The organism is Rhodoferax sp. (assembly GCF_028689305.1).
Classification (GTDB): Bacteria; Pseudomonadota; Gammaproteobacteria; order Burkholderiales; family Burkholderiaceae_C; genus Rhodoferax.
In genome coordinates this window covers 1-26,224 of sequence record NZ_JAQTWM010000026.1, presented here as the reverse complement: position 1 = coordinate 26,224, position 26,224 = coordinate 1, and the positions used below count along the sequence as shown (strand labels likewise).

The 26,224-nt window shown below is 60.7% G+C and carries 25 protein-coding genes; 6 read left to right on the top strand and 19 right to left on the bottom strand.

Annotated features, from left to right (window positions below):
• Positions 1-343: 343 nt before the first annotated feature.
• The 9 genes from PHW99_RS07705 to PHW99_RS07665 form a co-directional block, all read right to left on the bottom strand.
• Entirely contained in the window at positions 344-466 is a 123-nt protein-coding gene (locus PHW99_RS07705) for a hypothetical protein (RefSeq protein ID WP_300175378.1), read from the bottom strand.
• A complete protein-coding gene (locus PHW99_RS07700) occupies positions 463-681 on the bottom strand; it encodes an addiction module protein (protein ID WP_300175376.1) in 219 nt (72 codons plus the stop codon). Before PHW99_RS07700 ends, PHW99_RS07705 begins: the two co-directional genes overlap by 4 nt.
• Before the next feature lie 133 nt (positions 682-814).
• Entirely contained in the window at positions 815-1,093 is a 279-nt protein-coding gene (locus tag PHW99_RS07695) for a type II toxin-antitoxin system RelE/ParE family toxin (RefSeq protein ID WP_300175374.1), read from the bottom strand.
• The gene (locus PHW99_RS07690; protein WP_300175372.1) at positions 1,093-1,302 is read right to left on the bottom strand and encodes a hypothetical protein; all 210 of its coding nucleotides are present in this window, start codon (positions 1,300-1,302) and stop codon (positions 1,093-1,095) included. Before PHW99_RS07690 ends, PHW99_RS07695 begins: the two co-directional genes overlap by 1 nt.
• Positions 1,303-1,358: 56 nt before the next feature.
• Entirely contained in the window at positions 1,359-4,310 is a 2,952-nt protein-coding gene (locus PHW99_RS07685) for a DNA methyltransferase (protein ID WP_300175371.1), read from the bottom strand.
• Positions 4,311-4,382: 72 nt separating this feature from the next.
• Positions 4,383-5,507 (bottom strand): lytic murein transglycosylase B, encoded by a 1,125-nt coding sequence (gene mltB, locus PHW99_RS07680; protein ID WP_300175369.1) that lies wholly within the window; start codon positions 5,505-5,507, stop codon positions 4,383-4,385.
• A 16-nt stretch (positions 5,508-5,523) separates the two neighbouring features.
• Positions 5,524-7,548: a DUF3488 and transglutaminase-like domain-containing protein gene (locus tag PHW99_RS07675; RefSeq protein WP_300175367.1), complete on the bottom strand. Its 2,025-nt coding sequence runs from the start codon at positions 7,546-7,548 to the stop codon at positions 5,524-5,526.
• Positions 7,549-7,565: 17 nt separating this feature from the next.
• Positions 7,566-8,543, bottom strand: a complete 978-nt coding sequence (locus PHW99_RS07670; RefSeq protein ID WP_300175365.1) for a DUF58 domain-containing protein — start codon at positions 8,541-8,543, stop codon at positions 7,566-7,568.
• 16 nt (positions 8,544-8,559) lie between these two features.
• Complete coding sequence (locus tag PHW99_RS07665) at positions 8,560-9,480, bottom strand: MoxR family ATPase (protein WP_300175362.1); 921 nt, start codon at positions 9,478-9,480, stop codon at positions 8,560-8,562.
• A 42-nt stretch (positions 9,481-9,522) separates the two neighbouring features.
• Between PHW99_RS07665 and PHW99_RS07660 the strand changes: the two genes are divergently transcribed.
• From PHW99_RS07660 to PHW99_RS07640, 5 genes are all read left to right on the top strand, one after another.
• Positions 9,523-10,476 carry a histone deacetylase family protein gene (locus PHW99_RS07660; protein ID WP_300175360.1) on the top strand — a complete coding sequence of 318 codons (954 nt, stop codon included), beginning with the start codon at positions 9,523-9,525 and terminating at the stop codon, positions 10,474-10,476.
• Positions 10,469-11,734, top strand: a complete 1,266-nt coding sequence (locus PHW99_RS07655) for a mechanosensitive ion channel domain-containing protein (RefSeq protein ID WP_300175358.1) — start codon at positions 10,469-10,471, stop codon at positions 11,732-11,734. Before PHW99_RS07660 ends, PHW99_RS07655 begins: the two co-directional genes overlap by 8 nt.
• A 178-nt stretch (positions 11,735-11,912) precedes the next feature.
• A complete protein-coding gene (locus PHW99_RS07650; RefSeq protein WP_300175356.1) occupies positions 11,913-12,662 on the top strand; it encodes an electron transfer flavoprotein subunit beta/FixA family protein in 750 nt (249 codons plus the stop codon).
• Positions 12,663-13,598, top strand: coding sequence for an FAD-binding protein (locus tag PHW99_RS07645; protein WP_300175354.1), 936 nt, complete (start codon positions 12,663-12,665; stop codon positions 13,596-13,598).
• A 90-nt stretch (positions 13,599-13,688) separates the two neighbouring features.
• Entirely contained in the window at positions 13,689-15,479 is a 1,791-nt protein-coding gene (locus PHW99_RS07640; protein WP_300175352.1) for an acyl-CoA dehydrogenase, read from the top strand.
• Positions 15,480-15,737: 258 nt separating this feature from the next.
• On the opposite strand, the gene PHW99_RS07635 is transcribed toward PHW99_RS07640, so the two are convergent.
• From PHW99_RS07635 to aroD, 9 genes are all read right to left on the bottom strand, one after another.
• A complete protein-coding gene (locus tag PHW99_RS07635; RefSeq protein ID WP_300175350.1) occupies positions 15,738-17,102 on the bottom strand; it encodes an MBL fold metallo-hydrolase in 1,365 nt (454 codons plus the stop codon).
• A 105-nt stretch (positions 17,103-17,207) separates the two neighbouring features.
• On the bottom strand, positions 17,208-18,341 hold the full coding sequence (gene dnaJ, locus PHW99_RS07630) for a molecular chaperone DnaJ (protein ID WP_300175348.1): 1,134 nt from the start codon (positions 18,339-18,341) through the stop codon (positions 17,208-17,210).
• A 104-nt stretch (positions 18,342-18,445) separates the two neighbouring features.
• Entirely contained in the window at positions 18,446-20,389 is a 1,944-nt protein-coding gene (gene dnaK / locus PHW99_RS07625) for a molecular chaperone DnaK (protein WP_300175346.1), read from the bottom strand.
• A gap of 71 nt (positions 20,390-20,460) precedes the next feature.
• Positions 20,461-21,042 carry a nucleotide exchange factor GrpE gene (grpE, locus tag PHW99_RS07620; RefSeq protein ID WP_300175344.1) on the bottom strand — a complete coding sequence of 194 codons (582 nt, stop codon included), beginning with the start codon at positions 21,040-21,042 and terminating at the stop codon, positions 20,461-20,463.
• A gap of 142 nt (positions 21,043-21,184) precedes the next feature.
• On the bottom strand, positions 21,185-21,535 hold the full coding sequence (locus PHW99_RS07615) for an FKBP-type peptidyl-prolyl cis-trans isomerase (RefSeq protein ID WP_300175342.1): 351 nt from the start codon (positions 21,533-21,535) through the stop codon (positions 21,185-21,187).
• A 47-nt stretch (positions 21,536-21,582) separates the two neighbouring features.
• On the bottom strand, positions 21,583-21,894 hold the full coding sequence (locus PHW99_RS07610; protein WP_300175340.1) for a winged helix-turn-helix transcriptional regulator: 312 nt from the start codon (positions 21,892-21,894) through the stop codon (positions 21,583-21,585).
• A gap of 285 nt (positions 21,895-22,179) precedes the next feature.
• A complete protein-coding gene (locus PHW99_RS07605) occupies positions 22,180-22,542 on the bottom strand; it encodes a carboxymuconolactone decarboxylase family protein (RefSeq protein ID WP_300175338.1) in 363 nt (120 codons plus the stop codon).
• 25 nt (positions 22,543-22,567) lie between these two features.
• Positions 22,568-23,293, bottom strand: coding sequence for a hypothetical protein (locus tag PHW99_RS07600; protein WP_300175336.1), 726 nt, complete (start codon positions 23,291-23,293; stop codon positions 22,568-22,570).
• Positions 23,294-23,536: 243 nt separating this feature from the next.
• A complete protein-coding gene (gene aroD, locus PHW99_RS07595; RefSeq protein WP_300175334.1) occupies positions 23,537-24,319 on the bottom strand; it encodes a type I 3-dehydroquinate dehydratase in 783 nt (260 codons plus the stop codon).
• A 158-nt stretch (positions 24,320-24,477) separates the two neighbouring features.
• Here aroD and PHW99_RS07590 point away from each other — a divergent pair, with 158 nt between their 5' ends.
• A complete protein-coding gene (locus PHW99_RS07590; protein WP_300175332.1) occupies positions 24,478-25,482 on the top strand; it encodes an aldo/keto reductase in 1,005 nt (334 codons plus the stop codon).
• Positions 25,483-25,661: 179 nt separating this feature from the next.
• Here PHW99_RS07590 and PHW99_RS07585 read toward each other — a convergent pair.
• Positions 25,662-26,224 (bottom strand): sigma-70 family RNA polymerase sigma factor (locus tag PHW99_RS07585; RefSeq protein WP_300175330.1); only part of this gene is annotated, 563 nt, incomplete at its 5' end.

Below are 26,224 nucleotides of genomic sequence, written 5' to 3'. Positions count from 1 at the left end.
GGGTCAAGGACCAGCGCGAATGGCTGGCCCATGGGGCCGAATGTATGGCGTTTCTGCAGGTGAGTGATGCCGAGGTGGACGGCTGGGTGGATGCGCTGTACCCAGTGTTTGAGGGCGTGGTGGTGGCTTGAGGCCGTTCAGGCGTTGAGCCCTTAGTCATCCCGTGGACGATCTGTATTCAATCGCCCTGACCAGTAGTTGGGCTCGCGGTGCAAATGTGCAATCGCAAGCACCACAATCTCATCGTCAACCTGAGCGTAGATCACGCCATAGGGAAAACGCTTCAACCGGCAACGCCGGGTGCTTGGGCTGAGCGGATGCCAGGCACTGGGAAATTGCTGAATCAAACCAAAGGCGTGACCACCTCGCCCAAAAACCGTTCTCCCAGTCCTGCCGTTTGTGCTTCATACCACTGAAAGGCATCGTCCAGCTCAGCCTGCGCGTCTGGTAGCAGACTGAAGTTCATGACACGCGGTATTTGGCCAACACCTCGGAGAGTGGAATGGTTTTGACTTGCCCCGCCTTGTAGGCTGCAAGTCGGGCTTCTGCCTCGTTGGCCCACAAGGCATCCATGGATTTGTCGGGTGCATCCAGGCCCTGCAAGATGTGTTCGACCAAAGCAATGCGATCCAGTGCGGGTAGCTGGGCGATCTGCCGCCGAAGTGCTTGTGTGTTTGTCATGGTGGCTCCTTGCTGGTCCGTGACTTTACTTGGTGGTTGCCAATTTTGCACTGCGCTTTGGCTTTGGTTTGTCGTCGGACATATTGGTGCGCTTTACCAGACGTTTGAGGGTGTGTGGGTTGCGTGAGCAAACTCAAGCGTCGAGCCGCTTGAGATCACGATAAAAATTCTCATGCGGGCCAGCCATCAGCAATTTGATGGTTTCCTCATCGAGAACACGATAGGCCAGCAAGCACAATTGGCCGCTCATTTTGAACTTGTAGACCTGAACACCCGCCAGGTCACCGACCTTGGCTTCTCCGGCTGCCGTATCCGCAGCAATGGCTTGAACCGCAGCATCAAGATCAAGCTTTTGCTGACGGTGCAATTTTTTGACCGTTCGGTCAAAGGTGGGCGTGACAAGAAAACGCATCAGCCAAACTGGTATTCGCCAATGGGCTCTTCCTGATCAGCCCGCAAAATCGCTTGGATGGTGCTGAATGACAAATCCGGATTTTCGGCAGCGATCTTGCCAATCTGCGACCAGTATTCAATTTGCTTTGGCACCGAACGGTGTTCAACGCTGGCGTAGAGCTTTGCCTGGTCTACCAAAGTTTCTGAGAGTTTGACGTTGATGGCCATTTTCGTTCCTTGTTGTGGTTGCTCGATTTTACAGCAACAGGTTCCGTAATGGAGCTTTATGCGCCCTTTGGTGTGCGTTTGTGTTTTGGCTTCTCGGCAGGCAGCAGGCTGGTGAGCTTTTGGTACAGCTCAAACAGAAAGGCGACGCGCTCGGCATCATTTTTGTAGCTCTTTTTGCCGCCGCTGGCCTCATAGGCCTTGTCCACGGCGGTGTCGAGTTTTTGATGTGCTTTCAGCAGCTCGGGCGGCATGGTGAGCGGGTCATACAAGTCAGCCAGCGTGGCAGGCTGGTCGCCAGACTGGAACTTGGCGCGCACGTCGAGCACCGTTTGTGCTGCGGTTTCAATAGCTAATTGTGCTTTGTTTATGCGGGCTAGAGCCTTGTTTTGCTCTGAACTTTCGGGAAATTCTGGCCAGGGGAAGTTGTTGTAGACGATGTCTTTGGAGTAGCGGTAATCGCTTTTCAGCCGACCACAGGTGGTGCGCACCCAGGCGTTGTGCATGGTGCTGGAGAGGATGCCGAAGTGGTACAAGGTGGCATCAGGCGCAAGTTTGACCAGATTGCTGCACAAAGTGTCGGGGCATTCAAACCCGAACGGTATGAACGGTCGCCGCTCAGAGGACACCTCGGGTAACACCAGATAGGGGGCTGATGGAATGTTCTCAACGTGAAACCGGGTCGGCGTTTGGGCAAGTTTTTGCGTCGGCGCACTTTTGCTGGCCAGACGGAAGTTTTTGACCGCTTGCACCCGCTTCATGGCCTCTGGCATGGCGCGAAGTTCGGCGGGAGGGCAGTCGCCCAGCCACAGGCACCAGCGCTCATAGCCGTTCAGGAATTCGTCCGCCCCCAACCAGCGGCGAAACCACTTGGCGCTGGCGGGTTCCGCTGCAATAAAGGCATCTCGCTTTTCGGTGCTGAACAGGTAATTGCCATCGTCGATGGGTTTGTTGCCAATGCCGATGTCAGGCACGGCGCAAATGGGCGACGAGCGGCGTGGCAACACCACATCGGGCGCATCCACCAAATAGGGATTGATGTTGGCTGCCTGAACGGCATGTGGCTCACCCCGAATGTCGTCGTATTCAAAGATCACCTTGCCGGGCAAGTCTTGCAGACCAAAACCAATGATCACGCAATGCACGGCGGCTTTGCCTGATGCCTCATTGCTCCAGCGAAAGGTGCGGTGCGCAAAGTGGATGTGTACGCCTTGCGCCAGCAGCCAGCCCCAGAGCACGCCGACCTGTTCACCCTGCGTGATGCTGTTGGTGGAGACGAAGGCGCAGCGGACTTGACTCCCATGGGCTTCGCCCATCCCATGAGGCGTGGGTGGTGCGGATGTTGGGGGCGATTTCAAAAAGCGAAGCGTATGAGCCCCCGGCATCTGCGCCGCCCGCGCCGGAGTCTCTTCAACCAGCGCCGGGTGTACGGACTTCAGGTAGTTGGCTGCCTTCACATACCAAGCCGCCACAAAGTCAAGCAAGCCCGCGTTGTCAATGCCCGCAAACACCCGCCGGGTGTCTTCACGCTGCGCATCGTCCATGAACTTGGCGCCCACAAACGGCGGATTCCCCAACACAAAACTGCAACGCTCAGCCGGAATCACCTCATTCCAGTCCACCCGCAGCGCATTGCCATGGACGATGTGCGGCGAGGTGCGCAGCGGAATGCGGGCGAAGTACAGGCCAAACTCCTCGCTCACCCGCAGGTTCATCTGGTGGTCCATCAGCCACAGCGCCACCTGGGCAATCTGGGCCGGAAACTCCTCAATCTCGATGCCGTAAAACTGATCGACATTGATGCCGATGAGCTGGTGCACGTCCACACTCATCTGCCCACTGGTGTGCGAGGCGCGCAGCACGGCCAGCTCCAGCTCACGCAGCTCGCGGTAGCTGATCACCAGAAAATTGCCACAACCGCAGGCCGGGTCAAAAAAGGTCAGGGTGCGCAGCTTTTTATGGAAATCAAACAGCCGGTTCTTGTTGCCCTTGACCTTGTCAAATTCTGCCCACAGCGCATCCAGAAACAGCGGCTTGATGAGTTTGAGGATGTTTTCCTCCGACGTGTAATGCGCGCCCAGGTTGCGCCGGTCGGTGCTGTCCATGATGCTCTGGAACAGGCTGCCAAAAATGGCCGGGCTGATGGCCGACCAGTCCAGCGCGCAGGCATCAAGCAGCGCCTCACGCATGGCGGCACTGAAGTCGGCCATGGGCAGCGCTTCTTCAAACAGCTTGCCGTTGATATACGGAAACGCCGCCAGCTGCTCGTCCAGGTTTTTGCTGCGTTTGTCTTCCGGGGTGTTGAGCACCTGAAACAGTTGCGCCAGCCGTGGCCCCAGGTCTGAGCCGTCGGTGGCGGTGCGCTCTTCAATGAAGGTGCGAAACGCCTGCGCGGGCTGGAAGATGCCGGTGTCGTCGGCAAACAGGCCAAACAGCAGGCGCACCAGCAGCACTTCCAGCGGGTGATCCGCGTAGCCGCTGGCCTTGAGCGCGTCGTGCAGGCGGCCCATGCGCTCTGCGGCTTTGATGTTGACCGGGTTTTGCGGCTTGATCTCCTGCACCTTGTAGCCCGCCACAAAACCAAACAACTTGATGTGTTTGTGCAGGTCTTTCAAGGCAAATTCGATGGTCTCACCGGTGGCAAGCTTATGCACCCGAAAACGTGCAAAGTCGCAGACGATGACCAGCTGCGGCAAATCCCGCTCGGCAATGCCGGGAAAGTAGGACAGTGCCTGCGTCAGTGCCGCGTCGAGGTTTTTGCCGCGTGACTTTTGCTCCACCAGCAACATGCCGGGCCAGAACAGATCGACAAAGCCGTCGGTCTTGGCGTGCATGCCGGGCAGCTTTTTGACGGCGTGCTCAAAGGTGGCGACACGTTTGTTGGTGATGCCGAAGATCTCGAAAAAGTCGATCCAGAACGGCTTGCCCTGGCTGTCTTCATGGGCGGCATCGGCCCAGGTGCGGCTGAAGGTGAGGGCGCGGGATTTGATTTCGTTCCAGCTGAGCGGCATGGTGTTTATGAGAAAAATCGGGCGCTAGCCCGGTTGAAATCAGCTTGTTTAGCTATTGAAAGCATAGCGAATTCAGCGGCTGGCCGCGCTGGGCGTATTTGGGTTGACGGCCTGCATCACCGCTTGGCCCAGCTCAATCACCGCCATGGCGTAGTAGCTGCTCCAGTTGTAGCGGGTGATGACGTAAAAGTTGTCGGTGCCGGCGACATAACTGGCGGGGGCATCACCGTTTTGCAGTTCGATCAGGGCCAGCTGGCCCGGGTGTTTCAGGGCATCTCCGCTGAGCACGGCGCCGTTGGCCTGAAAGCTGGCGACGCTGAAGGTGGGCAGGATGTCGGGCGCCATCAGGGTGTCGAGCTTGAGTTTGGCCGCATCGAAACTCACCGGGTAGTGGGTGGGCAGCCCGGGCTGCCAGCCAAAGGACTTGAAGTATTGGGCCACCGAGCCGATGGCGTCACCCGGGCTGGCAAACAGGTCGATCTTGCCGTCACCGTCAAAGTCGGTGGCGTATTTGGACCAGCTGGTCGGCATGAACTGCGGCAGGCCCATGGCGCCGGCATAACTGCCGCGCAGGCGGGTGGGGTCGGTGCCGCTGCGTTGCATCAGGCTGAGGTATTGCGCCAGTTCACCCTTGAAATAGGCGCTGCGCTCAGGTGCGCGCGGGTGGCTGGCCGGAAAGTCAAACGCCAGCGTGGCCAGCGCGTCCAGCACCCGGAAGTTGCCCATCTGCTGGCCGTAAATGGTTTCGACCCCGAGGATGCCGACGATGATCTCGGCCGGCACGCCAGTGTCGGCCTGAGCGCGCAGCAGGGTGTCGCGGTGCGCCTGCCAAAACGCCACGCCGGCCTGGATGCGCATGGGCTCGACAAAGCGGCTGCGGTACAGCGCCCAGTTTTTGGCGGTGCCCACGGGCGGCGGGGTGATGGCCTTGGCGATGGCCGGGATATAGCGCGCCTGGGCCAGGGTCTGGCGCACCCAGGCCGCATCCAGATCACGCTGTTGGGCGATGTCGTCAGCCCAGCGCAGGGCGTCGGCGCGTTGGGCGTAGCTGGGGCCGGGTACCGCAGGGGCGCTGGCGGCAGACTTGGCCGTTTTCTTTTTCTTCAGGTGTTTTTTGGCCTCAGCCCACGTGTTTGTTGTGCCTATTGCTATTAATAATATAGCAATTGTGGTGCGGCGGAGAACAGTTGAGGTCATGGCGGGAACGGATTTTTCAGGCGCCCCAGCGCAGTTGCCGGAGTTCGCGTTGCAGTGTAGCGAGCTGCTGGCGGAACGTGCGTGCGCCCGACGGCGTGTCGGGGGCGTAACGCAGGGTCTCCAGGCGCAGCAGCCAGTGGGCCAGGGCCTGGGCGTCGGGGTTGGCCGCCTGCTGGCTTTGTAATTGCCCGGCCAGTTGCCGCGGTGTGCTGTGCTCGGGCAGGGTGAGTCCGGCGCGCTGCAGGCGCTGCCGGGCGCGGTTGAGCAGGCGCAGCCAGGGGTCCTGGCGGTGGCGGTCCCAGGCGCTCCAGGCGGCGCCAGCCAGACTGACCACGACCACGATGGCGCACAGCAGGTAGACCAGGTCTTCCCAGCTGGGGGACTCAAAGCCGATGTTCTGCAGCAGCTTGAATTGACTGGCCTGGCTGTAGTTCAGCACCCATTGGTTCCAGCGGTTGTTGACCGCGTCCCAGGCGGCGCGCAGGTTCAGTGCCAGTTGCGGGCTGACATTGCCGAGCAGGGCGTTGGTGATGATCCCGCGCGGGCTTTGCAGGCGCAGCAGGCTGCCGGTGCGTGACGGGGCGACGGCGCCCGTGGGGTCGACCCGCACCCAGCCACGGCCAGCCAGCCAGACTTCGGCCCAGGCGTGGGCGTCGCTCTGGCGCACGGTCCAGAAGCCGTCCAGCGCATTGCGTTCGCCGCCCTGGTAGCCGGTGACCACCCGGGCAGGCACCCCGGCAGCACGCAGCAGGATGACAAAGCTGGAGGCGATGTGTTCACAAAACCCGGCCTTGCGGTCAAACCAGAATTCGTCGGCGGTGTCGCGGCCATAAACACCGGGCTCCAGCGTGTAGACGTAGCCGCCGCTGCGCAGGCGCTCCAGCGCCTGGGTGATGACGTGCTCGCTGGTCGACTGGCCTGCCGGCGTCTGGCGCCGCAACTCTTGCGCCAGCTGTTCGGTGCGCGGGTTGTACCCAAAGGGCAGGGTCAGGTAGGGCTGCAGCTCGGGCGTGCGCAGCAGCGGGCCGTGGACAAACTGCGGGTAGCTGGTGGCGCGGTAACGCAGCAGTTCGGTGACATTGCCGTCCAGCAGCCATTGCAGTTCCGCCGTCATGCGGGCGCGCCGGCCGGGCAGCGCCGGTGCGCTCGGCATGGCATCCAGCGCCAGCAGCCAGGGGTGCTGGTTGGGCTCCAGTGTGACCTGGTAACGAATGGGGGCGCCCTGGACCTGCAGCGCGGCGCTGGTGCTGCGCAGGCTGCCAAAGTCCCTCAGGGGTTGCCAGCGCTGGCCGTCAAAGTGCGACAACACCGGGCCGCGGAAATACAACTCGCTTTGCGCCGGTGGGGCACCTTCAAACGTGATGCGCATGGCCACGCTGTCGTCCAGCGCCAGGCTGGCGATGTTGCCCACCGTCATCTGGGCCGACAGGCCGCTGCGCCCGCTCATGGCGTCACCGGGCACCCCCCACAGCGGCGCCAGCCGTGGAAACAGCATGAACAGCACCACCATGATCGGCGCCCCCAGCAGCGTCATGCTGCCGGCCAGCCGGGCGGCCTGCCACAGCGGCGGCTGGCCTACCGGCATGTGGGCGTTGACCAGCGCGGTCAGCAGGCCCAGCAGGGCCAGCAGCATGGCCGCTGCGGTGAGCAGCGACTGTGAGTAGAAAAAATTGGTCAGCATCAGGAAGAAGCTGAGGAAAAACACCACAAAGGCGTCACGCCGGGCGCGCAGTTCCAGGGTTTTGAGCGACAGCAACACCACCACCAGGGTGACGCCGGCGTCACGCCCGAGCAGGGTTTTGTAGTTCAGCAGGGTGGCGGCCATGGCCAGTGCCAGCAGGCCCAGGCGCCACCAGGCCGAGGGCAGGGCCAGCCCGCGCCAGGCCAGTGTGCCGCGCCACAGGATGACCGCGGCAGTGAGCGGGCCGCACCACCAGGGCAGTTCGCCCAGCAACGGCGTCACCACCCAGGCGATGACCAGCAGCATGAACAGCGTGTCACGGGTGTCGCGCGGCAGTTGGCGGAGGGTGGTCGTGATCATGGGTGCGGCACAGCCTCTCAGGCCAGGGCCAGTGCCCGCAGGCAGCGTTGCAGCTGGGCCGGGCCGTGGTCGGGGGCAATGTCCTGGTGACCCAGCCGCAGGCCGTAGTTCAGTTCCAGCTGGTCGGCCTGCAGCACCCAGGCGCACAGGCGGCTGAGTTGTTGCTCGGGGTGGCTCAGGCCGGTGTGCTGGCGTTCCAGCCAGAGGGTGCGGTGCTGCAGGGCCACGCTGTCGCGGCTGACCAGCTCGCCGGTTTTGGCGGCCTTTTTCCAGACGATGTTTTTCAGTGTGTCGCCGCGCCGGTAGGGGCGCAGACCGTCGGGCTCACCGTCATGGTGCCGGGCGCTGGCCTGGCTTTGGCCGGCGTCCGACTGGCCGGACGGCAAGGGGGGCGCCGGGGTTTCGGGCTGGGGGTAGACCAGCAGCTGGGCCGCTGGCCGCCACAGGGCCCAGACCCGGAACGTGCCCAGCGGGAAAAAGGTCTGGGCGCTGAGGCTGGGCAGGCGGTGCAGGCCGCGTAGCCCGGGCCGCCAGCTCAGCTGCACCGTGGCGCTGGCCTGCGCTGCCACGTTGGTGTGGATCCAGTGCCCGCTGTCCAGCACCGCCAGCCCGATGGCGTACCGCGGGCGTCGTCGGGTGTTCACCAGGTTCACGGTGACCAGGGCCAAAGCACCGGCAAACACCGGCTCGGGCGGGCTCAGGTGGAGTGTCAGGCCGCGCAAGGTGCCATGGCTGACGTGAATCGCCACCAGGGTACAACCGGCCAGCAGAAAGGTCAGCAGGTAGCCCAGATTGAGCTGGTAGTTGATCGAGGCCACCAGCAGCACCAGCAGGGTCAACGCCAGCATCAGCCCGGCACCGGTGGGCAGGATATAGACGTTGCGCTGGTTCAGCGTCAGGTGATCAGTGAAAGGAAGTCGGGCCTGCCACCAGCGGTCAAAACGGGCGCGGATATAGCGCACCGGGTGACGCAGTGACAACAGGATGTGGTTCATGGGGCAGGCAGACCGTTCAGGGCAGCGGCACAGCGTCGAGCATGGCACGGACCTGTTCGGTGGCGCCGCGGCCGGCCTCACCGGTGGGCACCAGCCGGTGGGCAATGGTTTGCGGCAGGATGGCGCGGATGTCGTCGGGGGCCACGTAGTCGCGCCCGCTGAGCAGGGCGCGTGCCTTGGCCACCCGCAGCACGGCGATGCCGGCACGCGGGCTCAGGCCCTGGACAAACCACTGGCCCGAGCGGGTGGCGGCCACCAGGTCCTGCAGGTAGTCCAGCAGCGGGGCCGCAGCGTGCACCGCCAGCACTTGTTGTTGCAGCGCCAGCAGTTCGTCGGCGGTCAGCAAGGCGGGCAGGGCGACCACCAGATCACGCCGGTCGTTGCCATTGAGCAATTGCCGTTCGGCAGCACGATCGGGGTAACCCAGCGAGATGCGCATCAGAAAACGGTCCAGCTGGGACTCGGGCAGGGCGTAGGTGCCGAGCTGGTCGTGCGGGTTTTGGGTGGCGATGACAAAAAACGGTGTCGGCAGCGGGCGGGTCAGGCCCTCTGCCGTGACCTGTTTTTCTTCCATGGCTTCAAGCAGTGCGCTCTGGGTCTTGGGGCTGGCGCGGTTGATTTCATCGGCCAGCAGCACCTGGGCAAACAACGGGCCGGGGTGAAACACAAACTTGTCCTGTCCACGTTCAAACACCGACACCCCAAGCAGGTCGCTGGGCATCAGGTCGGCGGTGAATTGCACGCGCGAAAACGCCAGCCCGAAGGTGCGCGCCAGGGCGTGCGCCAGTGTGGTCTTGCCGACACCGGGGACGTCCTCGATCAGCAGGTGTCCACCGGCCAGCAGGCAGGCCACGCAGTCTTGCGTTTGCTCAAGCTTGCCGACAATCACCGTGTTAAGCTGATCAACAAGGGCTGTAAGTTTTTCTTGGATGTTCATAGGCTAACCTTACCAAAATATAAACACAGGAGACCGTTGGTTATGACGATGACCGGATTCTTTTCACACCCCAGTTTCCGCCAGCATGAAATGAGCCCGGGTCACCCGGAGTGTCCCGAGCGGCTTGATGCCATTGATGACCGTTTGCTGATCTCGGGGCTGGAGGTGGCGCTGGACCGGCGCGTGGCCACGCCGGCGTCGCTGGCGGACATTGAGCTGGCGCATGATCGCATGTATGTGGCCTCTTTGCGTGGCCTGAGTGACTCGCTCAAGGAGGAAATTGAAGCTGGCGGCCCGACCCACGCCCAGATTGACCCGGATACCAGCCTCAATGTCCACACCTGGGAGGCGGCGCTGCATGCGGCCGGTGCGGCCATTGACGCGGTGGACGCGGTGATGGCCAAGGAGTTCAAGACCGCGTTTTGCGCGGTGCGTCCACCCGGACACCATGCCTGCCGGGCCAAGGCCGGGGGCTTTTGCTTTTTCAACAATGTGGCGATTGCCGCCAAATACGCGTTGGAGCGGCACAACCTGCACCGCGTGGCGATTGTGGACTTTGACGTGCACCACGGCAACGGCACCGAGGACATTGTCAAGGGCGACAAGCGCATTCTGATGACGAGTTTTTACCAGCACCCGTTTTACCCGCTGGATTGGGAGCATTCCGGTGCCAGCAACCTGGTCAACCTGCCGGTGCCGGCCTACACCAAGGGCATGGATATCCGTGAGCTGATTGAGGCGGCCTGGATCCCCCGGCTGGAGGAGTTCAAGCCTGAGCTGATCCTGATCAGCGCTGGTTTTGATGCCCATCGCGAGGACGACATGGGCCAACTGGGCCTGGTGGAAAACGATTACGCCTGGATCACCAGCCGCATCATGGATGTGGCACGCCACCATGCCCAGGGCCGGGTGGTGAGTTGTCTGGAGGGGGGCTATGTGATGAGTCCGCTGGCGCGTAGCGTGGAAGCGCATATCCGGGTGCTGGCCGATGTCTGATGCGCGTTTGACTGGACTGGATGGCTGGTTGGCAGCGCTGGCGCAAACCAGCGCATTGATGGAGTTGGCGGCGCTGCTGGGCTGTGCCCTGCTGGCCTGGTTGCTCTCCGGCCTGGTGGCCAGGGCGTTTGTGGGGCGCCCGGCCAATTCCATCATGTTTGGCCGGCGCATCGTGGATGGTGTGCTGTTTCCGGCGCTGTGGTTGTGCCTGGCTTACCTGGCGCGCAAGCTGGTGGCCCAGTCGGTGCCGCTGGCGGTGTTCAAGCTTGCGGTGCCGGTGTTGCTGGCCCTGCTGATGATCCGGCTCGGGGTCAAGGTGTTGCAAGCGGCTTTTGATGAAACACCACTGATCCGGCTGCTGGAGCGCACCATTTCGTGGGTGGCCTGGCTGGCCATGGTGTTGTGGGTCAGTGGCCTGTTGCCGTTGCTGATGGAGGAGCTGGACCAGATCAGTTGGCGGGTCGGCGGCACGCAGCTGTCGGTGCGCAAGATCATCGAGGGTTCGTTGACTGCTGGTCTGGTGCTGATCATCACCCTGTGGATTTCGTCGGCGATCGAATCTCGGCTGCTGCGTTCGGCCACCGGCAGTGAGCTGAGTCTGCGCAAGGCGGTGAGCAATGCCACGCGCGCCTTGCTGATGTTTGTTGGCCTGCTGCTGGCCTTGTCGGCGGTGGGCATTGACCTGACGGCGCTGTCGGTGCTGGGCGGTGCCGTGGGGGTGGGTATTGGTTTTGGCCTGCAGAAGCTGGCGGCCAATTACGTCAGTGGTTTTGTCATCCTGGCCGAGCGCAGCATGCGTATTGGTGACAGTGTGATGGTGGACAACTTTACCGGCATCGTTACCCAGATCAATGCGCGCTATACGGTGATCCGTTCGCTGTCGGGGCGCGAGTCGATTGTGCCCAATGAGCTGCTGATCACCAGTCGGGTCGAAAACCTTTCGCTGGCCGACCCCAAGGTCTGGCAGTCGACCGAGGTGTCGGTCGGGTATGACAGTGATGTGGAACTGGTGTCGCGCCTGTTGTTGCAAGCGGCCACCGCTCAGGCACGGGTGCTGCGCGATCCGGCCCCTGCGGTGGCTTTGATGGCCTTTGGTGCCGATGGGCTGGCGTTCCGGCTCGGGTACTGGATTGCCGACCCCGAAAATGGCAGTGACAACCTGCGTTCGCTGGTCAATCTGGAAATTTTGCGGCTGCTGCGTGAGCACCGGATTGACATTCCCTACCCGCAGCGGGTGATCCACCAGCGGTCGGCCTGACCTGCCTATAATAAAAAGCACGATCGTTCGTTTATGGCTTTTTTGACCCATCAGCATTGCACTGCAGCAAGCTGACAGGTCGGTCGGCATAGAATGCTCAGGTTGACGTGCACGTCAATTGATTTGACGTGTGCGTGATGGTTCTGACCTTTTTAATTACTACTTTGGAGAGAGCGTTATGAAAGTCCTGGTCGCAGTCAAGCGCGTGGTGGACTACAACGTGAAAGTTCGCGTCAAGTCGGACAACACGGCCGTAGACACCGCCAACGTCAAAATGAGCATGAACCCGTTTGACGAAATTGCCATCGAAGAAGCCGTGCGCCTGAAAGAAAAAGGCCTGGCCAGCGAAATCATCGCCGTCTCCTGCGGTGTGGCCCAATGCCAGGAAACCCTGCGCACCGCCATGGCCATCGGTGCCGACCGCGCCATCCTGATTGAGAGCAACGAAGACCTCCAGCCCCTGGCCGTGGCCAAACTGCTCCAAGCCCTGGTCACCAAAGAACAACCCGGCCTGATCATCCTGGGCAAACAAGCCATTGACGACGACTGCAACCAGACCGGCCAAATGCTCGCCGCCCTGGCCGACCTGCCCCAGGTCACCTGCGCCAGCAAGATCGAAGTCGCCGACGGCAAAGCCAGCATCACCCGCGAAATCGACGGCGGCCTGGAAACCCTCAACGTCACCCTGCCGGCCGTCATGACCGCCGACCTGCGCCTGAACGAGCCCCGCTACGTCACCCTGCCCAACATCATGAAGGCCAAGAAAAAGCCGCTGGAAACCATCAAACCCGAAGACCTCGGAGTGGACGTCACCCCGCGCATCAAGACCCTCAAAGTCAACGAGCCGCCCAAACGCAGCGCCGGCATCAAAGTGCCTGATGTCGCCACCCTGGTTGCCAAACTCAAGACCGAAGCGAAGGTGATCTAAATGACAACACTCATCATTGCCGAACACGACAACACCACCCTCAAACCCGCCACCCTCAACACCGTGACTGCCGCTGCCCAATGTGGTGGTGACATCCACGTGCTGGTGGCCGGCCACAACGCTGGCGCCGTCGCCACAGCGGCAGCACAAATTGCCGGCGTCGCCAAAGTACTGCATGTGGATGCCGACACCCTGGCCCACGCCATCGCGGAAAACGTCACCGTGCAAATCCAGGCCATCGCCGCCAACTACAGCCACATCCTGTTTGCCGCCACCGCCTCGGGCAAAAACATCGCCCCGCGTCTGGCGGCCAAACTCGACGTGGCCCAGATCTCCGAGATCACCAAAGTGGTGGCTGCCGACACCTTTGAGCGCCCGATCTACGCCGGCAACGCCATCGCCACCGTGCAAAGCCTGGACGCGACCAAGGTCATCACCGTGCGTACCACGGCTTTTGATGCTGCAGCCCAGACAACAGCTGCCCCGGCAGCTATTGAAACCATAGCGCCTGTGGCCAGTTCCGGTGCCACCACCTATGTCGGCAGTGAAATTGCCAAGAACGAACGCCCCGAATTGACGGCTGCCAAGATCATCGTCAGCGGGGGCCGGGCCCTGGGGTCGGCCGAAAAGTTCAACGAAGTCATGCTGCCGTTGGCCGACAAACTCGGTGCGGCCCTGGGCGCCAGCCGTGCGGCGGTGGATGCTGGGTATGCCCCCAACGACTGGCAAGTGGGCCAGACCGGCAAGATTGTGGCGCCCCAGCTCTACATTGCCGCGGGCATCAGCGGCGCCATTCAGCATCTGGCCGGCATGAAGGACAGCAAGGTGATTGTGGCCATCAACAAGGACCCCGAGGCGCCGATCTTCAGCGTGGCTGACTATGGCCTGGAGGCTGATCTGTTCACCGCTGTGCCTGAGTTGGTGGCCGCCCTTTAGGCGACAACTCCTGCGGGCATCCGGTTGGATGCCCTTTTTTTTCGTCTGAGCACCAGTTCGATTGGTTTGAACATTTATTGGAGAAACGCCATGAGCTACAAAGCCCCCGTCAAAGACATGTTGTTCAACATGAAATACTTGGCCAACATCGACCAGATCGCCCAATTGCCCGGCATGGAAGATGCGGGTTTCGACACCGCACAAGCCGTGCTGGAAGAAGCCGCCAAGTTCAGTGAAAACGTGCTTGGCCCACTGAACTGGGAAGGCGACAAAAACCCCAGCAGCTTCAAAGACGGTGTGGTCACCGCCACCCCCGGCTTCAAGGATGCGTTCAAACAATACACCGAAGCCGGTTGGCAAGGCCTGCAGCACCCGGTGGACTTTGGCGGCCAGGGCCTGCCCAAAACCATTGGCTCTGCCGTGGGTGAAATGCAAAACTCAGCCAACCTGAGCTTTGCCCTGTGCCCGCTGCTGACCGATGGCGCGATTGAAGCCCTGCTGACTGCGGGCAGCGACGAACTCAACGCCACCTACCTGGAGAAACTCGTCAGTGGGCAATGGACCGGTACCATGAACCTGACCGAGCCCCAGGCCGGCAGTGACCTGGCGGCGGTGCGCACCAAGGCCGAACCCCAGCCCGATGGCACTTACAAGATTGCCGGCACCAAAATCTTCATCACCTGGGGTGAGCATGACATGGCCGAGAACATCATTCATCTGGTGTTGGCCCGGGTCAACGGTGCCCCCGAAGGCGTGAAGGGCATCAGCTTGTTTGTCGTGCCCAAGTTCATGGTCAACCCGGATGGATCACTGGGTGCACGCAATGATGTGCATTGCGTCAGCATCGAACACAAGATGGGCATCAAGGCCAGCCCAACCTGTGTGCTGCAGTTCGGCGACCACGGCGGTGCCGTGGGTTACCTGGTCGGCCAGGAAAACCGGGGCCTGGAATACATGTTCATCATGATGAACGCCGCCCGTTATGGTGTGGGCATGCAAGGCGTGGCGATTGCCGAGCGGGCTTACCAAAAGGCGGTGGAATTCTCCAAAGAGCGTATTCAAAGCCGCCCGGTCGATGGCTCGCTGCCGGCAGCCGGCGCCATCATTCACCACCCCGATGTCAAACGCATGCTGATGAGCATGCGTGCCTACACCGAAGGGTGCCGCGCCCTGTCCAGCGTGGCGGCGGCGGCCTATGATGCGGCCCATCATCACCCCGACGCCGAGACACGCAAGCAAAACCAGAGCTTCTACGAATTCATGGTGCCGCTGATCAAAGGCTACAGCACCGAGATGAGCCTGGAAGTCACCTCGCTGGGGGTGCAGGTGCACGGCGGCATGGGGTTTATTGAGGAAACCGGCGCGGCGCAGTATTACCGTGATGCCAAGATCCTGACCATTTACGAGGGCACCACCGCCATCCAGGCCAATGACCTGGTCGGCCGCAAAACGTCGCGTGATGGTGGTCAGACCGCCAAGGCGCTGGCCGCACAGGTGCAGGGCACCGAGGCGGCGCTGACCGCCAGTGGCACGGCCGACGCCTTGGCCATGGCCAAACGTCTGGCGGCAGCCCGCCTGGCGTTCCTTGATGTGGTGGATTTTGTTGCCGGCAACACCAAGGCGCATCCGAACGACGTGTTTGCCGGCAGCGTGCCCTACTTGATGCTGGCGGGCAATCTGATGGCCGGCTGGCAAATGGCGCGGGCGTTGCTGGTGGCGCAAGAGGCGCTGGCGCGTGGTGAAGACACGGCTTTCATGCAGGCCAAGATCACCACTGCCCGTTTTTATGCCGACCACCTGCTGGTCAAGGCACCCGGTTTGCGCGACGCCATCGTTGACGGTGCGGCCTGCGTGACCGCGCTGCCATTGGACGCGTTTTAAACCGAACCGCGACAAAGGGCCGCCGATGGCGGCTCACACAATCAAGTTGATAGCTTCCAGCACCTGTTTGATCCGGGCTGGAGGCTATTTTTATGGCCGAGTATTGGGAAAACCTTGTCCCGACGGCCCTGCGCTTGACGCCCGCCGCCGCAGCGCGTTCACACCGGTTGGGATCAATAGCTAAATCAGGCTCTAGCCCGGATGTTTTATGCTTTGATTGCTACTAAATATGTAGCATTTTTTGCATAAGGCGTGAGCTCAGGTTGGCCAGACCGAGCCTTGTTCCGGCACCATGGCGCGCCAGCCCAGCTCGTGTTCAATGCGCGAGCGCAAGGCATCGGCGGCGCCCACTTCACCGTGCACGATGTAGACCTGATCAGGGGCCTGCGGCATGGTGCGCAGCCAGGCCAGCAACTGATTGGCATCGGCGTGGGCCGACGCGGATTCCAGTTGCACCACTTCGGCGTTGACGTCGACATCGCGGCCATGGATCCGCACTGACTTGGCACCGCTGGCCAGCGTGGCGCCACGGGTTCCGGGGGCCTGATAGCCAGTCAGGATGATCATGTTGCGGTGGTTACCGGCGTAATGCGCCAGGTGGTGCAGAACCCGGCCGCCGGTGGCCATGCCGCTGGCTGACAGAATCACCATCGGGCCATGCCGGGCCGCCAGCGCACGTGATTCATCCGTGCTGTTGACCATGGTGGCACCATGGGTGAGGGCGTGGCTGTCCTGTTTGCTGAGTCGGTGTTCCCCCGGATGGTGTTCAAACAGATGGGTGGTGTGCACTGCCATCGGACTGTCCAGGAACACCGGCAGCGAGGATGGCAGCTGGCCTTTGAGCTTGAGCAGGTGAATGGCGTGCAGCAGGGCCTGGGCACGACCCACGGCGAAAACCGGCACCACGGCGACGCCACCGCGTTTGGCCACCCGTTGCAGGGCAGGGGCCAGCTCGGCCAGCACGTCTTCATCAGGGTGGATGCGGTCACCGTAGGTGGATTCAATCAGCACGGTGTCGGCCTGGGGGGCATCTTCGGGTGGACTCATGATCAGGTCGTCCGGGCGGCCCAGGTCACCGGAAAACAGGATGCGCCGGCCAGCCACTTCAAGCAGGATGCTGGAGGCACCCAGGATATGCCCGGCCGGCTGGAAGGTGGCTTTCCAGCCTGGGATCGGGCTGAAGGTCTTGCCAAAGTCCTGCGTCTTGATCAGGGGCAGGGCGTCCAGCGCGTCCTGCCGGGTGTACAGGGGCAGCGCGGGCTCGTGTTTGGAGAGTTTGTGGCGGTTGGCGTACTCCGCATCTTCTTCCTGGATGTGGCCGCTGTCAGGCAGCAGGATGCGGCACAGGTCGCGGGTGCCGGGGGTAGCATACACATGGCCGGCATAACCCTCCTTGGCCAGCAGCGGCAGGTAGCCGCTGTGGTCCAGGTGGGCGTGGGTCAGCAGTACCGCGTTGATCTGGCTGGGCGCCACGCTCAGGGGTGTCCAGTTGCGCAGGCGCAGCTGCTTGTATCCCTGGAACAGGCCGCAATCGATCAAGAGTTTCTTGCCGTCATGCTGGACCAGGTATTTGGAACCTGTCACGGTGCTGGCACCGCCCAGGAATGTGATGTTGACACTCATGTGCGCTTGTCCTTATGGTTTGGGTGACAAAAAAAATGCCACGCCAGTGGTGAACTGCGTGGCATCATTTTGGGCGATTTAACGTCGATTGGGGGACGCGGGGCCTCAGCTGAAAAAACTTTTCAGGCGGTCGGTCCAGCTGTCGCCTGTGGGCGAATGTTTGCCACCCCCTTTTTTCAGCGACTCATCGAGTTCACGCAGCAGCTTGCGCTGGTGTTCCGTGAGCTTGACCGGTGTTTCCACCAGCACATGGCAGTACAGGTCACCAGGGTAGCTGGAGCGCACGCCCTTGATGCCCTTGCCGCGCAGGCGGAACTGCTTGCCGGTCTGGGTGCCTTCCGGGATGTCGATGGCCGCCTTGCCAGCCAGTGTGGGCACATCAATCTCGCCACCCAATGTGGCAGTGACGATGCTGATGGGCACCGAGCAGTGCAGATCGTCACCATCCCGTTCAAAAATATCGTGTTTCTTGAGACGGATCTCGATGTACAGATCACCGGGCGGGCCACCATTGGTGCCAGGCTCACCATTGCCGGCGCTACGGATGCGCATGCCGCCGTCAATGCCGGCCGGGATTTTGACTTCGAGGGTCTTCTGCTTCTTGATCTTGCCCTGGCCATGGCAGGCGGTACAAGGCTCGGGAATAACCTTGCCGGTGCCGCGGCAGGTGGGGCAGGTTTGCTGCACGCTGAAAAAGCCCTGACGCATCTGTACTGAACCGCTGCCACCGCAGGTACCACACGATTTGACCTGGGTGCCGGGCTTGGCGCCGGTGCCATGGCAGGTGTCGCAGTTGTCCCAGCTGGGGATGCGAATCTGCGCATCCTTGCCCCTGGCGGCCTCTTCCAGGGTCACTTCCATGGCGTAGCTCAGGTCACCACCACGGTAGACCTGCCGGCCACCGGTGCGGCCACGCTGCTGGCCAAACATGTCGCCAAAGATGTCACCAAATGCTTCGGCAAAGCCACCATAGGCCTCGGCGCCACCGGGGCCGCCGCGCATGTTCGGGTCAACGCCGGCAAAGCCATATTGGTCGTAGGCCGCGCGTTTTTGCGGGTCCGACAACATTTCATAGGCTTCTTTGCATTCCTTGAATTTTTCTTCCGCCGCTTTGGCGGCATCACCCTGGTTGCGGTCCGGGTGGTGCTTCATCGCGTGTTTGCGGTAAGCCTTCTTGATCTCGTCGTCCGAGGCGTTCTTGGGAACGCCCAGAACCTCGTAGTAATCTCTTTTTGCCATGGTCTATTCGTGCCTGGTTTCAATACAAACGCCGCGTTGAACCTGTACGGTGATCAACGCGGCGCATGTTCGCTGTGTGAGTATCGGTGACGAAGCGGTGGTGTTTAAGGCTTCTTGACTTCTTTCACTTCCGCATCAACCACGTTGTCGTCTTGTGCCGCACCACCTTGTGGGCCAGCCTGGGCACCAGACGCTTCAGGTGCGCCTTCAGCCGCCTGTTTGGCCTGCATGTCGGCGTACATTTTTTCGCCCAGCTTCTGGCTGACCGTCATCAGGGCCGCACTCTTGTCGTCAATGGCAGCCTTGTCATTGCCTTTGAGCGCTTCTTCGAGGTCCTTCATGGCCGCCTCGATCTTTTCCTTCTCGCCGGCATCGATCTTGTCGCCGTATTCGGTCAGACTCTTCTTGACGCTGTGCAGGCTGGCTTCAGCCTGGTTTTTGGCTTGCACCAGTTCCAGCTTCTTCTTGTCATCGGCGGCATTGATCTCGGCATCCTTGACCATTTGCTGGATTTCAGCCTCGGACAGACCCGAGTTGGCCTTGATCGTGATCTTGTTTTCCTTGCCGGTGCCCTTGTCCTTGGCGCCCACATGCAAGATACCGTTGGCGTCAATGTCAAACGACACTTCAATCTGCGGCAAGCCGCGAGCTGCCGGCGGGATGCCTTCAAGGTTGAATTCGCCAAGCAACTTGTTGCCAGCGGCAATTTCACGCTCACCCTGGAACACCTTGATCGTCACCGCTGGCTGGTTGTCCTCGGCGGTTGAGAAGGTCTGGGCAAACTTGGTCGGAATGGTGGTGTTCTTGGCAATCATCTTGGTCATGACACCACCCAGGGTCTCAATACCCAGGGACAGCGGTGTCACGTCCAGCAGCAGAACGTCCTTGCGGTCACCAGAGAGCACCTGGCCCTGAATGGCGGCACCGACTGCCACGGCTTCATCGGGGTTGACGTCCTTGCGTGGCTCGCGGCCAAACAGTTCCTTGACCTTTTCCTGGACCTTGGGCATGCGGGTCATGCCGCCAACCAGAATCACGTCGTGGATTTCAGAGGCGCTGACGCCGGCGTCCTTGAGGGCGGTGCGGCAGGGGGCGATCGTGCGCTCGATCAGTTCTTCGACCAGGCTTTCCAGCTTGGCGCGGGTCAGCTTGATGTTCAGGTGCTTCGGACCGGAGGCATCGGCGGTCACGTAGGGCAGGTTGATGTCGGTCTGGGCGCTGCTGGAGAGCTCGATCTTGGCTTTTTCAGCGGCTTCTTTGAGGCGCTGCAGGGCCAGCACATCCTTGCTCAGGTCAACACCTTGCTCTTTCTTGAACTCGGAGATGATGAAGTCGATGATGCGCTGGTCGAAGTCTTCACCGCCAAGGAAGGTGTCGCCATTGGTGGACAGCACTTCAAACTGCTTTTCGCCATCCACGTCGGCGATTTCGATGATGGACACGTCAAAAGTACCACCACCCAGGTCATACACGACGATCTTGCGGTCACCCTTTTCAGACTTGTCCAAGCCGAAAGCCAGGGCGGCTGCGGTTGGTTCGTTGATGATGCGCTTGACTTCCAGGCCGGCAATACGGCCAGCGTCCTTGGTCGCCTGGCGCTGGGCATCGTTGAAGTAGGCCGGGACGGTGATCACCGCCTCGGTCACGGCTTCGCCAAGGTAGTCTTCGGCGGTTTTCTTCATCTTGCGCAGCACATCGGCGCTGACCTGCTGCGGTGCCAGGCGGTTGCCACGGACTTCAATCCAGGCATCGCCGTTGTCGGCGGCGGCGATTTTGTAGGGCATCAGGTCGATGTCCTTTTGCACTTCTTTTTCAACAAATTTGCGGCCAATCAGGCGTTTGACGGCATAGAGGGTGTTTTTCGGGTTGGTGACGGCTTGGCGTTTGGCCGGGGCACCCACCAGCACTTCGCCGTCTTCCTGGTAGGCAATGATGGATGGTGTGGTGCGTGCGCCTTCGGCGTTTTCAATCACCTTGGCGGTATTGCCTTCCATGATGGCGACACAGCTGTTGGTGGTGCCCAGATCGATACCAATGATTCTTCCCATGACAGACTCCTTAATTTTCAGATGGCTTTAACTTGTGGCTGGCCGGCTGTATTTCAAGCCGCAGCAGTGGTTTATTTCGGGGCGGCAACTGTCACCAGCGCGGGTCGCAAGACCCGTTCGGAAATCAGGTAGCCTTTTTGCAGCACGCTGACGACCGAATTGGCCTCGTGTTCGGACGGCACCACACTGATGGCCTGGTGCTGGTTGGGGTCGAACTTGGCGCCAGCGGCGGGGTTGATGGCCACCACCTTGTTGCGTTCCAGAGCTGCCACCAGCTGTCGCAGCGTGGCCTGGGCCCCTTCGCGGATTTGCTCCAGCGTGGCATCCTTGATGTTCAGGCCGGCTTCCAGGCTGTCGATCACAGGCAGCAGGCTGTCGGCAAAACCCTCCAGCGCGAATTTGCGTGATTTGGCGACTTCGTCTTCGGCACGGCGGCGGGCGTTTTCCACGTCGGCTTTGGCGCGCAGGTACTGGTCGGCCAGTTCGGCGCTCTTGGCTTGCAACTCCGCCAGGTCGGCTTGGCATTTGGCCAGCGCCTCGGCTTCATAGTTGGCCATGGCTGCGGTGGTGTCATCAATGGTTTGCTGGTCGACCGCTGCAGCGGTGTGGGCGGAGTGATCCGCATTGGATGGGTTGGAGGTCGGGTCAGACATGCGGTAAGACGGAGTTGGAAAATAACAATGCCATGACATGGCGCCAAGTCATGGCATTTCAAGACCTTGGCGCAAAAAAAGCTTCTGATGGCACTCTTAACGTGGTGCCTCAGGCAGACAGGGCACGCGCCCGGTCAACAGATCAGGATAAACCCAGCAATTCCACGTCGAATTTGAGGGTGGCATTGGGTGGAATCACACCACCGGCACCACGGGCACCATAGCCGAGTTCGGGCGGGATGATCAGGGTACGGCTACCCCCCACACGCATGCCAGCGACACCTTCGTCCCAGCCACGAATCACCATGCCGGCGCCCAGATGGAAGACAAAGGGATCGCGGCGGTCCTTGCTGGAGTCGAACTTGGCACCTTGAACACCATCCTGGAAAAGCCAGCCGGTGTAATGAACAATCACTTGATGACCATTGGCAGCCACGCTGCCGTCACCAATGACGGTGTCTTCATAGGCGAGTCCCGAGGGTGTTGTTGTCATGAAACCTGTTCCTAGTCTGTGGGGTGATGGTTGGCGCGGCAACCCGATCAAACGTTCTTTTTGGCCTGGCTGCTGGCCCACTTGCCAGCAAAGGCGGACAAATCACCCATGCGCTTGAGCAGATCTGCGCCCAGCGGGGTGACGATATAACCATCATTGCCATGATTCATCAGACCGGCTTCCCGCAATTCCTTGATGCGGGTGTTGAGAGTGTTGGGCGTTACGCCGCCGACACTGTCTTGCAGCAGCCGGAAAGTTTGCGGGTGACCATCCCGCAGTGCCCATAACACGCGAATGGCGTAGCGGGATTCAAGCAGGCTCAGCAGTTGACTGATCGCGGCATTTTCTTTTGTACTCATAAGATGAATCTCCTTCGGGCATGGGTTTTGTCACAACACACTGAGTAACCGTTCGCAGCCTGGGCAAGCCGATAACGACACCGTTTCAAATGTCAAACTATACCCCAAATTGTTGGGGTGCTATAGGTTTTGTAGCTGGGACATACCCGATGCAAAACCCGGCTCACTGAATTATGACGGGGATGTGCAGACAACTATCTGCGCTCGCACCCGAGCGCGACCGCAGCGGCGAGGCTGCGGCTCTGCACTTTGTCGGTCGTCGGAGCCGGCTGCTGATTGCTGGGGTCAGGCGCTGGCTGGCGCGGCGGGTTCCAGTGCATCCCAGGCGTCCAGCGCCTCGGCGACGCTCATCAAACCGGGGCCACCACCCATGTAGACACACACGGCCAAGGCCTCTTCCAGCTCGGCGCGGGTGCAGCCCAGACGGCGCAGGGCTTTGACGTGAAAGGCGATGCAACCGCCGCAGTGCTGCGTGATGCCAATGGCCAGGGCCATCATTTCCTTGTGTTTGGCACTGACCAGGCCCTCAGCCATGGAGGCCTTGGCCAGCTGGCTGAAACCCTGCATGGCTTCGCTCTGGGTCTTGCGAAAGGGTCCGAGGTTGTCGTTGATGTCTTTCATCAAACCGATGGCGTCAAATGTGCTCATCAAAAACTCCAATCATGTTGAAAAGTTAGCCAAATTTGGCAAATAGCTTGCTGTAAGGACCCTTGAGCTTGCTGATGGCGTCTTTGACGGCCGTGGTGTCCTGTTCCAGCAGGGCGGCTTCCAGGCGGCTGACCGACTGGTTGACGGTTTCCACCAGTGTGGTGAATTCGGTGTTTTTCCTGAGTGTTTCCGGGGCTTGCGTTGACAGGCGTTTGGCCAGGTAGCTCAGGGCACCGGTTTGGGCTGTCAGCAGCTGCAGGCCCTTGGGTTGCGCCATGATGGTGTTGCCCTCCAGCATGAGGACTTCCATCTGACTGTGATAAGCATTCATGTGATCGCTGAACACCACAATCTGATTACGCTGGCGCATGTTGGCCATGATGTCGCGCACGGCTTCCAGGGTGTTGTGGGCGGTCGAGAGCTGGTTGGCATGGACTTCTGCCAGCGCCTGGTCATACACCTTGGTGATCGCGGCGAGTGACGTGGTAAACGCCGGGTCACGGTCATAAGGCGCGCTGGGCTGGGTGCCAAACTGGGTGCGGAGTTTGTCCCAGGCCTGCTGGGCCTGCATCAGGGCCTGCAGGGCTTCCGTTTGTGATTGGCTGTTGGTTTTGTACAGGGCCAGGCGATAGGGGGCGTTGGCTGCCTGCATGGCGTCGGTGACGGGGTCAGCTGCCTGAGCCCATGAACCGCAACCCAAAAGGCTTGCCAGACTGATCACCCTGAGGGCGAGGGGAAGAAGCTTGCGCATGATGACATCCTTGGCATGATGGCAGGTCCACGATGATGGTGCATCCGTGATGGCCTGATGCGCTGAATTATAAAATTAGTAACTACTAATATATTGATCTTAGTCAAATTACGATGGATCTGGATACTCTGAATATCAGAGCGGATCAGCCTTGTTTCATGCGGGCTAGGGCCTGATTTTGCAAAATTTTTAGTCAGACCAGACTGACCAGTGCACAAGCCCGGACGGCCCAGTCTGGTTGGCTTACTTGCCGAAAACAGACTTTTGCACAATCGCCAGCACGGTGTTCAGGTCTTCGATCGGCACCTGACCTGGCGCCGAGCTGCTGGCGCCGACGGCAAAGGTCAGGGCCGAACCAAAGACGCTGCCAACCAGCCGAGTCAGTGATCCGAACGGCCCCATGGACATGCTGATCAAGGGGATGTTCAAGGTACGGCTGGCTTGCAGGGTGGCGTTCAGCAAGGTCAGTACATCCTCCAGTCCCTTGGGCATGACGGCGACTTTGGCGACGTTGGCTCCCAGGTCTTGCGCTTGTTGGAACCGCTCCAGCAGTGTGTTCAGGTCCGGTGTGCAGGAGAAATTGTGAAATGACAGAACCAGCTGGATGTCATGGGTTTGGGCGGCCTGGCGCAAGCGGGCGATGTGCCCGGCATCGTTGGCCATTTCAAAGTCGATCAGATCGACACTCTGGCTGTCGCAGATGGCCTCATACAGTGCCACCACTTGGTCCTCGCTCAAAGGAATGGGCTCGCCGCCTTCCCGGATCGAGCGCCGTGTGAACAGCAGCGGTGTGTCGCCAGCGAGTTGTTTGATGCGGCGGGCCTGCTCAATCACGGCCGCCGTGTTGCCAATGTCCTTGAAGAAATCCACGCGCCATTCCAGCACATCCGGCTTTTTGGCCAAAACCATGTGCAGTTCGGACATCACCTGCTCAGCCGTGCGGCCAACCAGCGGGGTACAGACCAGCGGAAATTTGCCACCTGCTGCAGGTTGGCCATGGATATGAATCGCTTTTGCTGTTGGCATTGTTTGCTCCTGTGCTGTGTCGGGCTGCCGGCGTCCGCTGGTCAGGCAGCGGAACTGGACGGCATGAAGAGGTGAATTATCGGGATAGCTGGGGGCTCTGGATGGGCTGTGGTGCCTGGCTCGCTAAACTTCAGCGTTTTTTGACGGGACACATCAACATGCAACAACGCCAACTTGGACCATTTCAGGTCAGCGCCATTGGTTTGGGCTGTATGAACCTCAGCCATGGTTACGGTGCGCCGGTGTCACTGGAGCAGGGGGAACGGGTTCTGCTGGGGGCGCTGGATGCCGGTGTCACGCTGTTTGATACAGCAACCCTGTACGGTGCCGGTGCCAATGAAATCCTGGTCGGACAGGTGTTGAAAAAACACCGTCAGAAGTTCACCCTGGCCAGCAAATGCGGGTTGATGAGTGTGGACCTCAAGGGAGATGGCAAACGAGTGCGGGTGATTGATGGCCGTCCCGAGACGATTCGCAAAAACTGTGAGGACAGCCTGCGCCGCCTGCAGACCGAGGTGATTGACCTGTATTACCTGCACCGACCGGACAAGACGATCCCGATTGAGGACAGTATCGGTGCCTTGAGCGATCTGGTGCGTCAAGGGTATATCCGCACCATTGGTCTGTCGGAAATGTCGGCGACCACCTTGCGTCGGGCCCATGCGGTGCACCCGATCACGGCCATGCAGACCGAATACTCGCTGTGGACGCGCAACCCTGAAATCGCCGTGTTGCAGGCGTGCCGGGAGCTGGGCGTGGCGTTTGTGGCGTTCAGCCCGCTGGGGCGTGGCTTTCTGGGCAGCGAGGTGCTTGATCCGGCCAGTCTGGCGGCTGGTGACATGCGCCGCACCATGCCCCGGTTCGAGCCCGCCAACTGGGCGGTCAACAGTCAGTTGCTGCCGGCCTACCGGGCGATCGCCGCCGAGGCCGGGTGTACACCGGCGCAGCTGGCGCTGGCCTGGCTGTTGCACCAGGGGCCGGACATCATCCCGATTCCCGGCACCACACGCCTGGACCATCTGGCCGACAACTTGGCGGCGCTGAATGTGCGGCTGGATGCCGCCACGCTGATGCGGGTCGAGGCACTCATCAACCAGAACTCCGTGGCAGGCAGCCGCTACAACACGCAAGGTAATCTGGATGTGGATACCGAGGAATTCTGAGAATTGCTATAAATAATATAGCTATATCTGCATGTTCTATCCGGGCTAATGGCCTATTTGGCTTGATTTTTTTTGAAAAGCCGTGTTGTCCGCCGTTGTGGCGTTGCCTGAAACCAGGCGAAAAAAAAGCCTGATGCCCGCTGGAGCAGGGACATCAGGCGCGGCTGAGGGGGCCGGGTTTACAGGTTGTCGGTGAAGCTGCGCAGCTTGTCCGAGCGGCTGGGGTGCTTGAGTTTGCGCAAGGCCTTGGCTTCGATCTGGCGAATGCGTTCGCGGGTCACGTCAAACTGCTTGCCGACTTCTTCCAGCGTGTGGTCGTTGGTCATCTCGATACCAAAGCGCATGCGCAGCACCTTGGCTTCGCGTGGGGTCAGGCTGTCGAGAATGTCTTTGACCACGTCGCGCAGGCCAGCCTGCATGGCGGCTTCCATCGGGGCGGTGTTGGCACCGTCTTCGATGAAGTCACCCAGGTGGCTGTCGTCATCGTCACCAATCGGTGTTTCCATGGAAATCGGCTCTTTGGCGATTTTCATGATCTTGCGGATCTTGTCCTCAGGGATTTCCATGCGCTCGGCCAACACCGAGGCGTCGGGTTCGTAACCAAACTCCTGCAGATGCTGACGGCTGATGCGGTTCATCTTGTTGATGGTTTCGATCATGTGCACCGGGATGCGGATGGTGCGCGCCTGGTCGGCAATGCTGCGGGTGATGGCCTGGCGAATCCACCAGGTGGCGTAGGTTG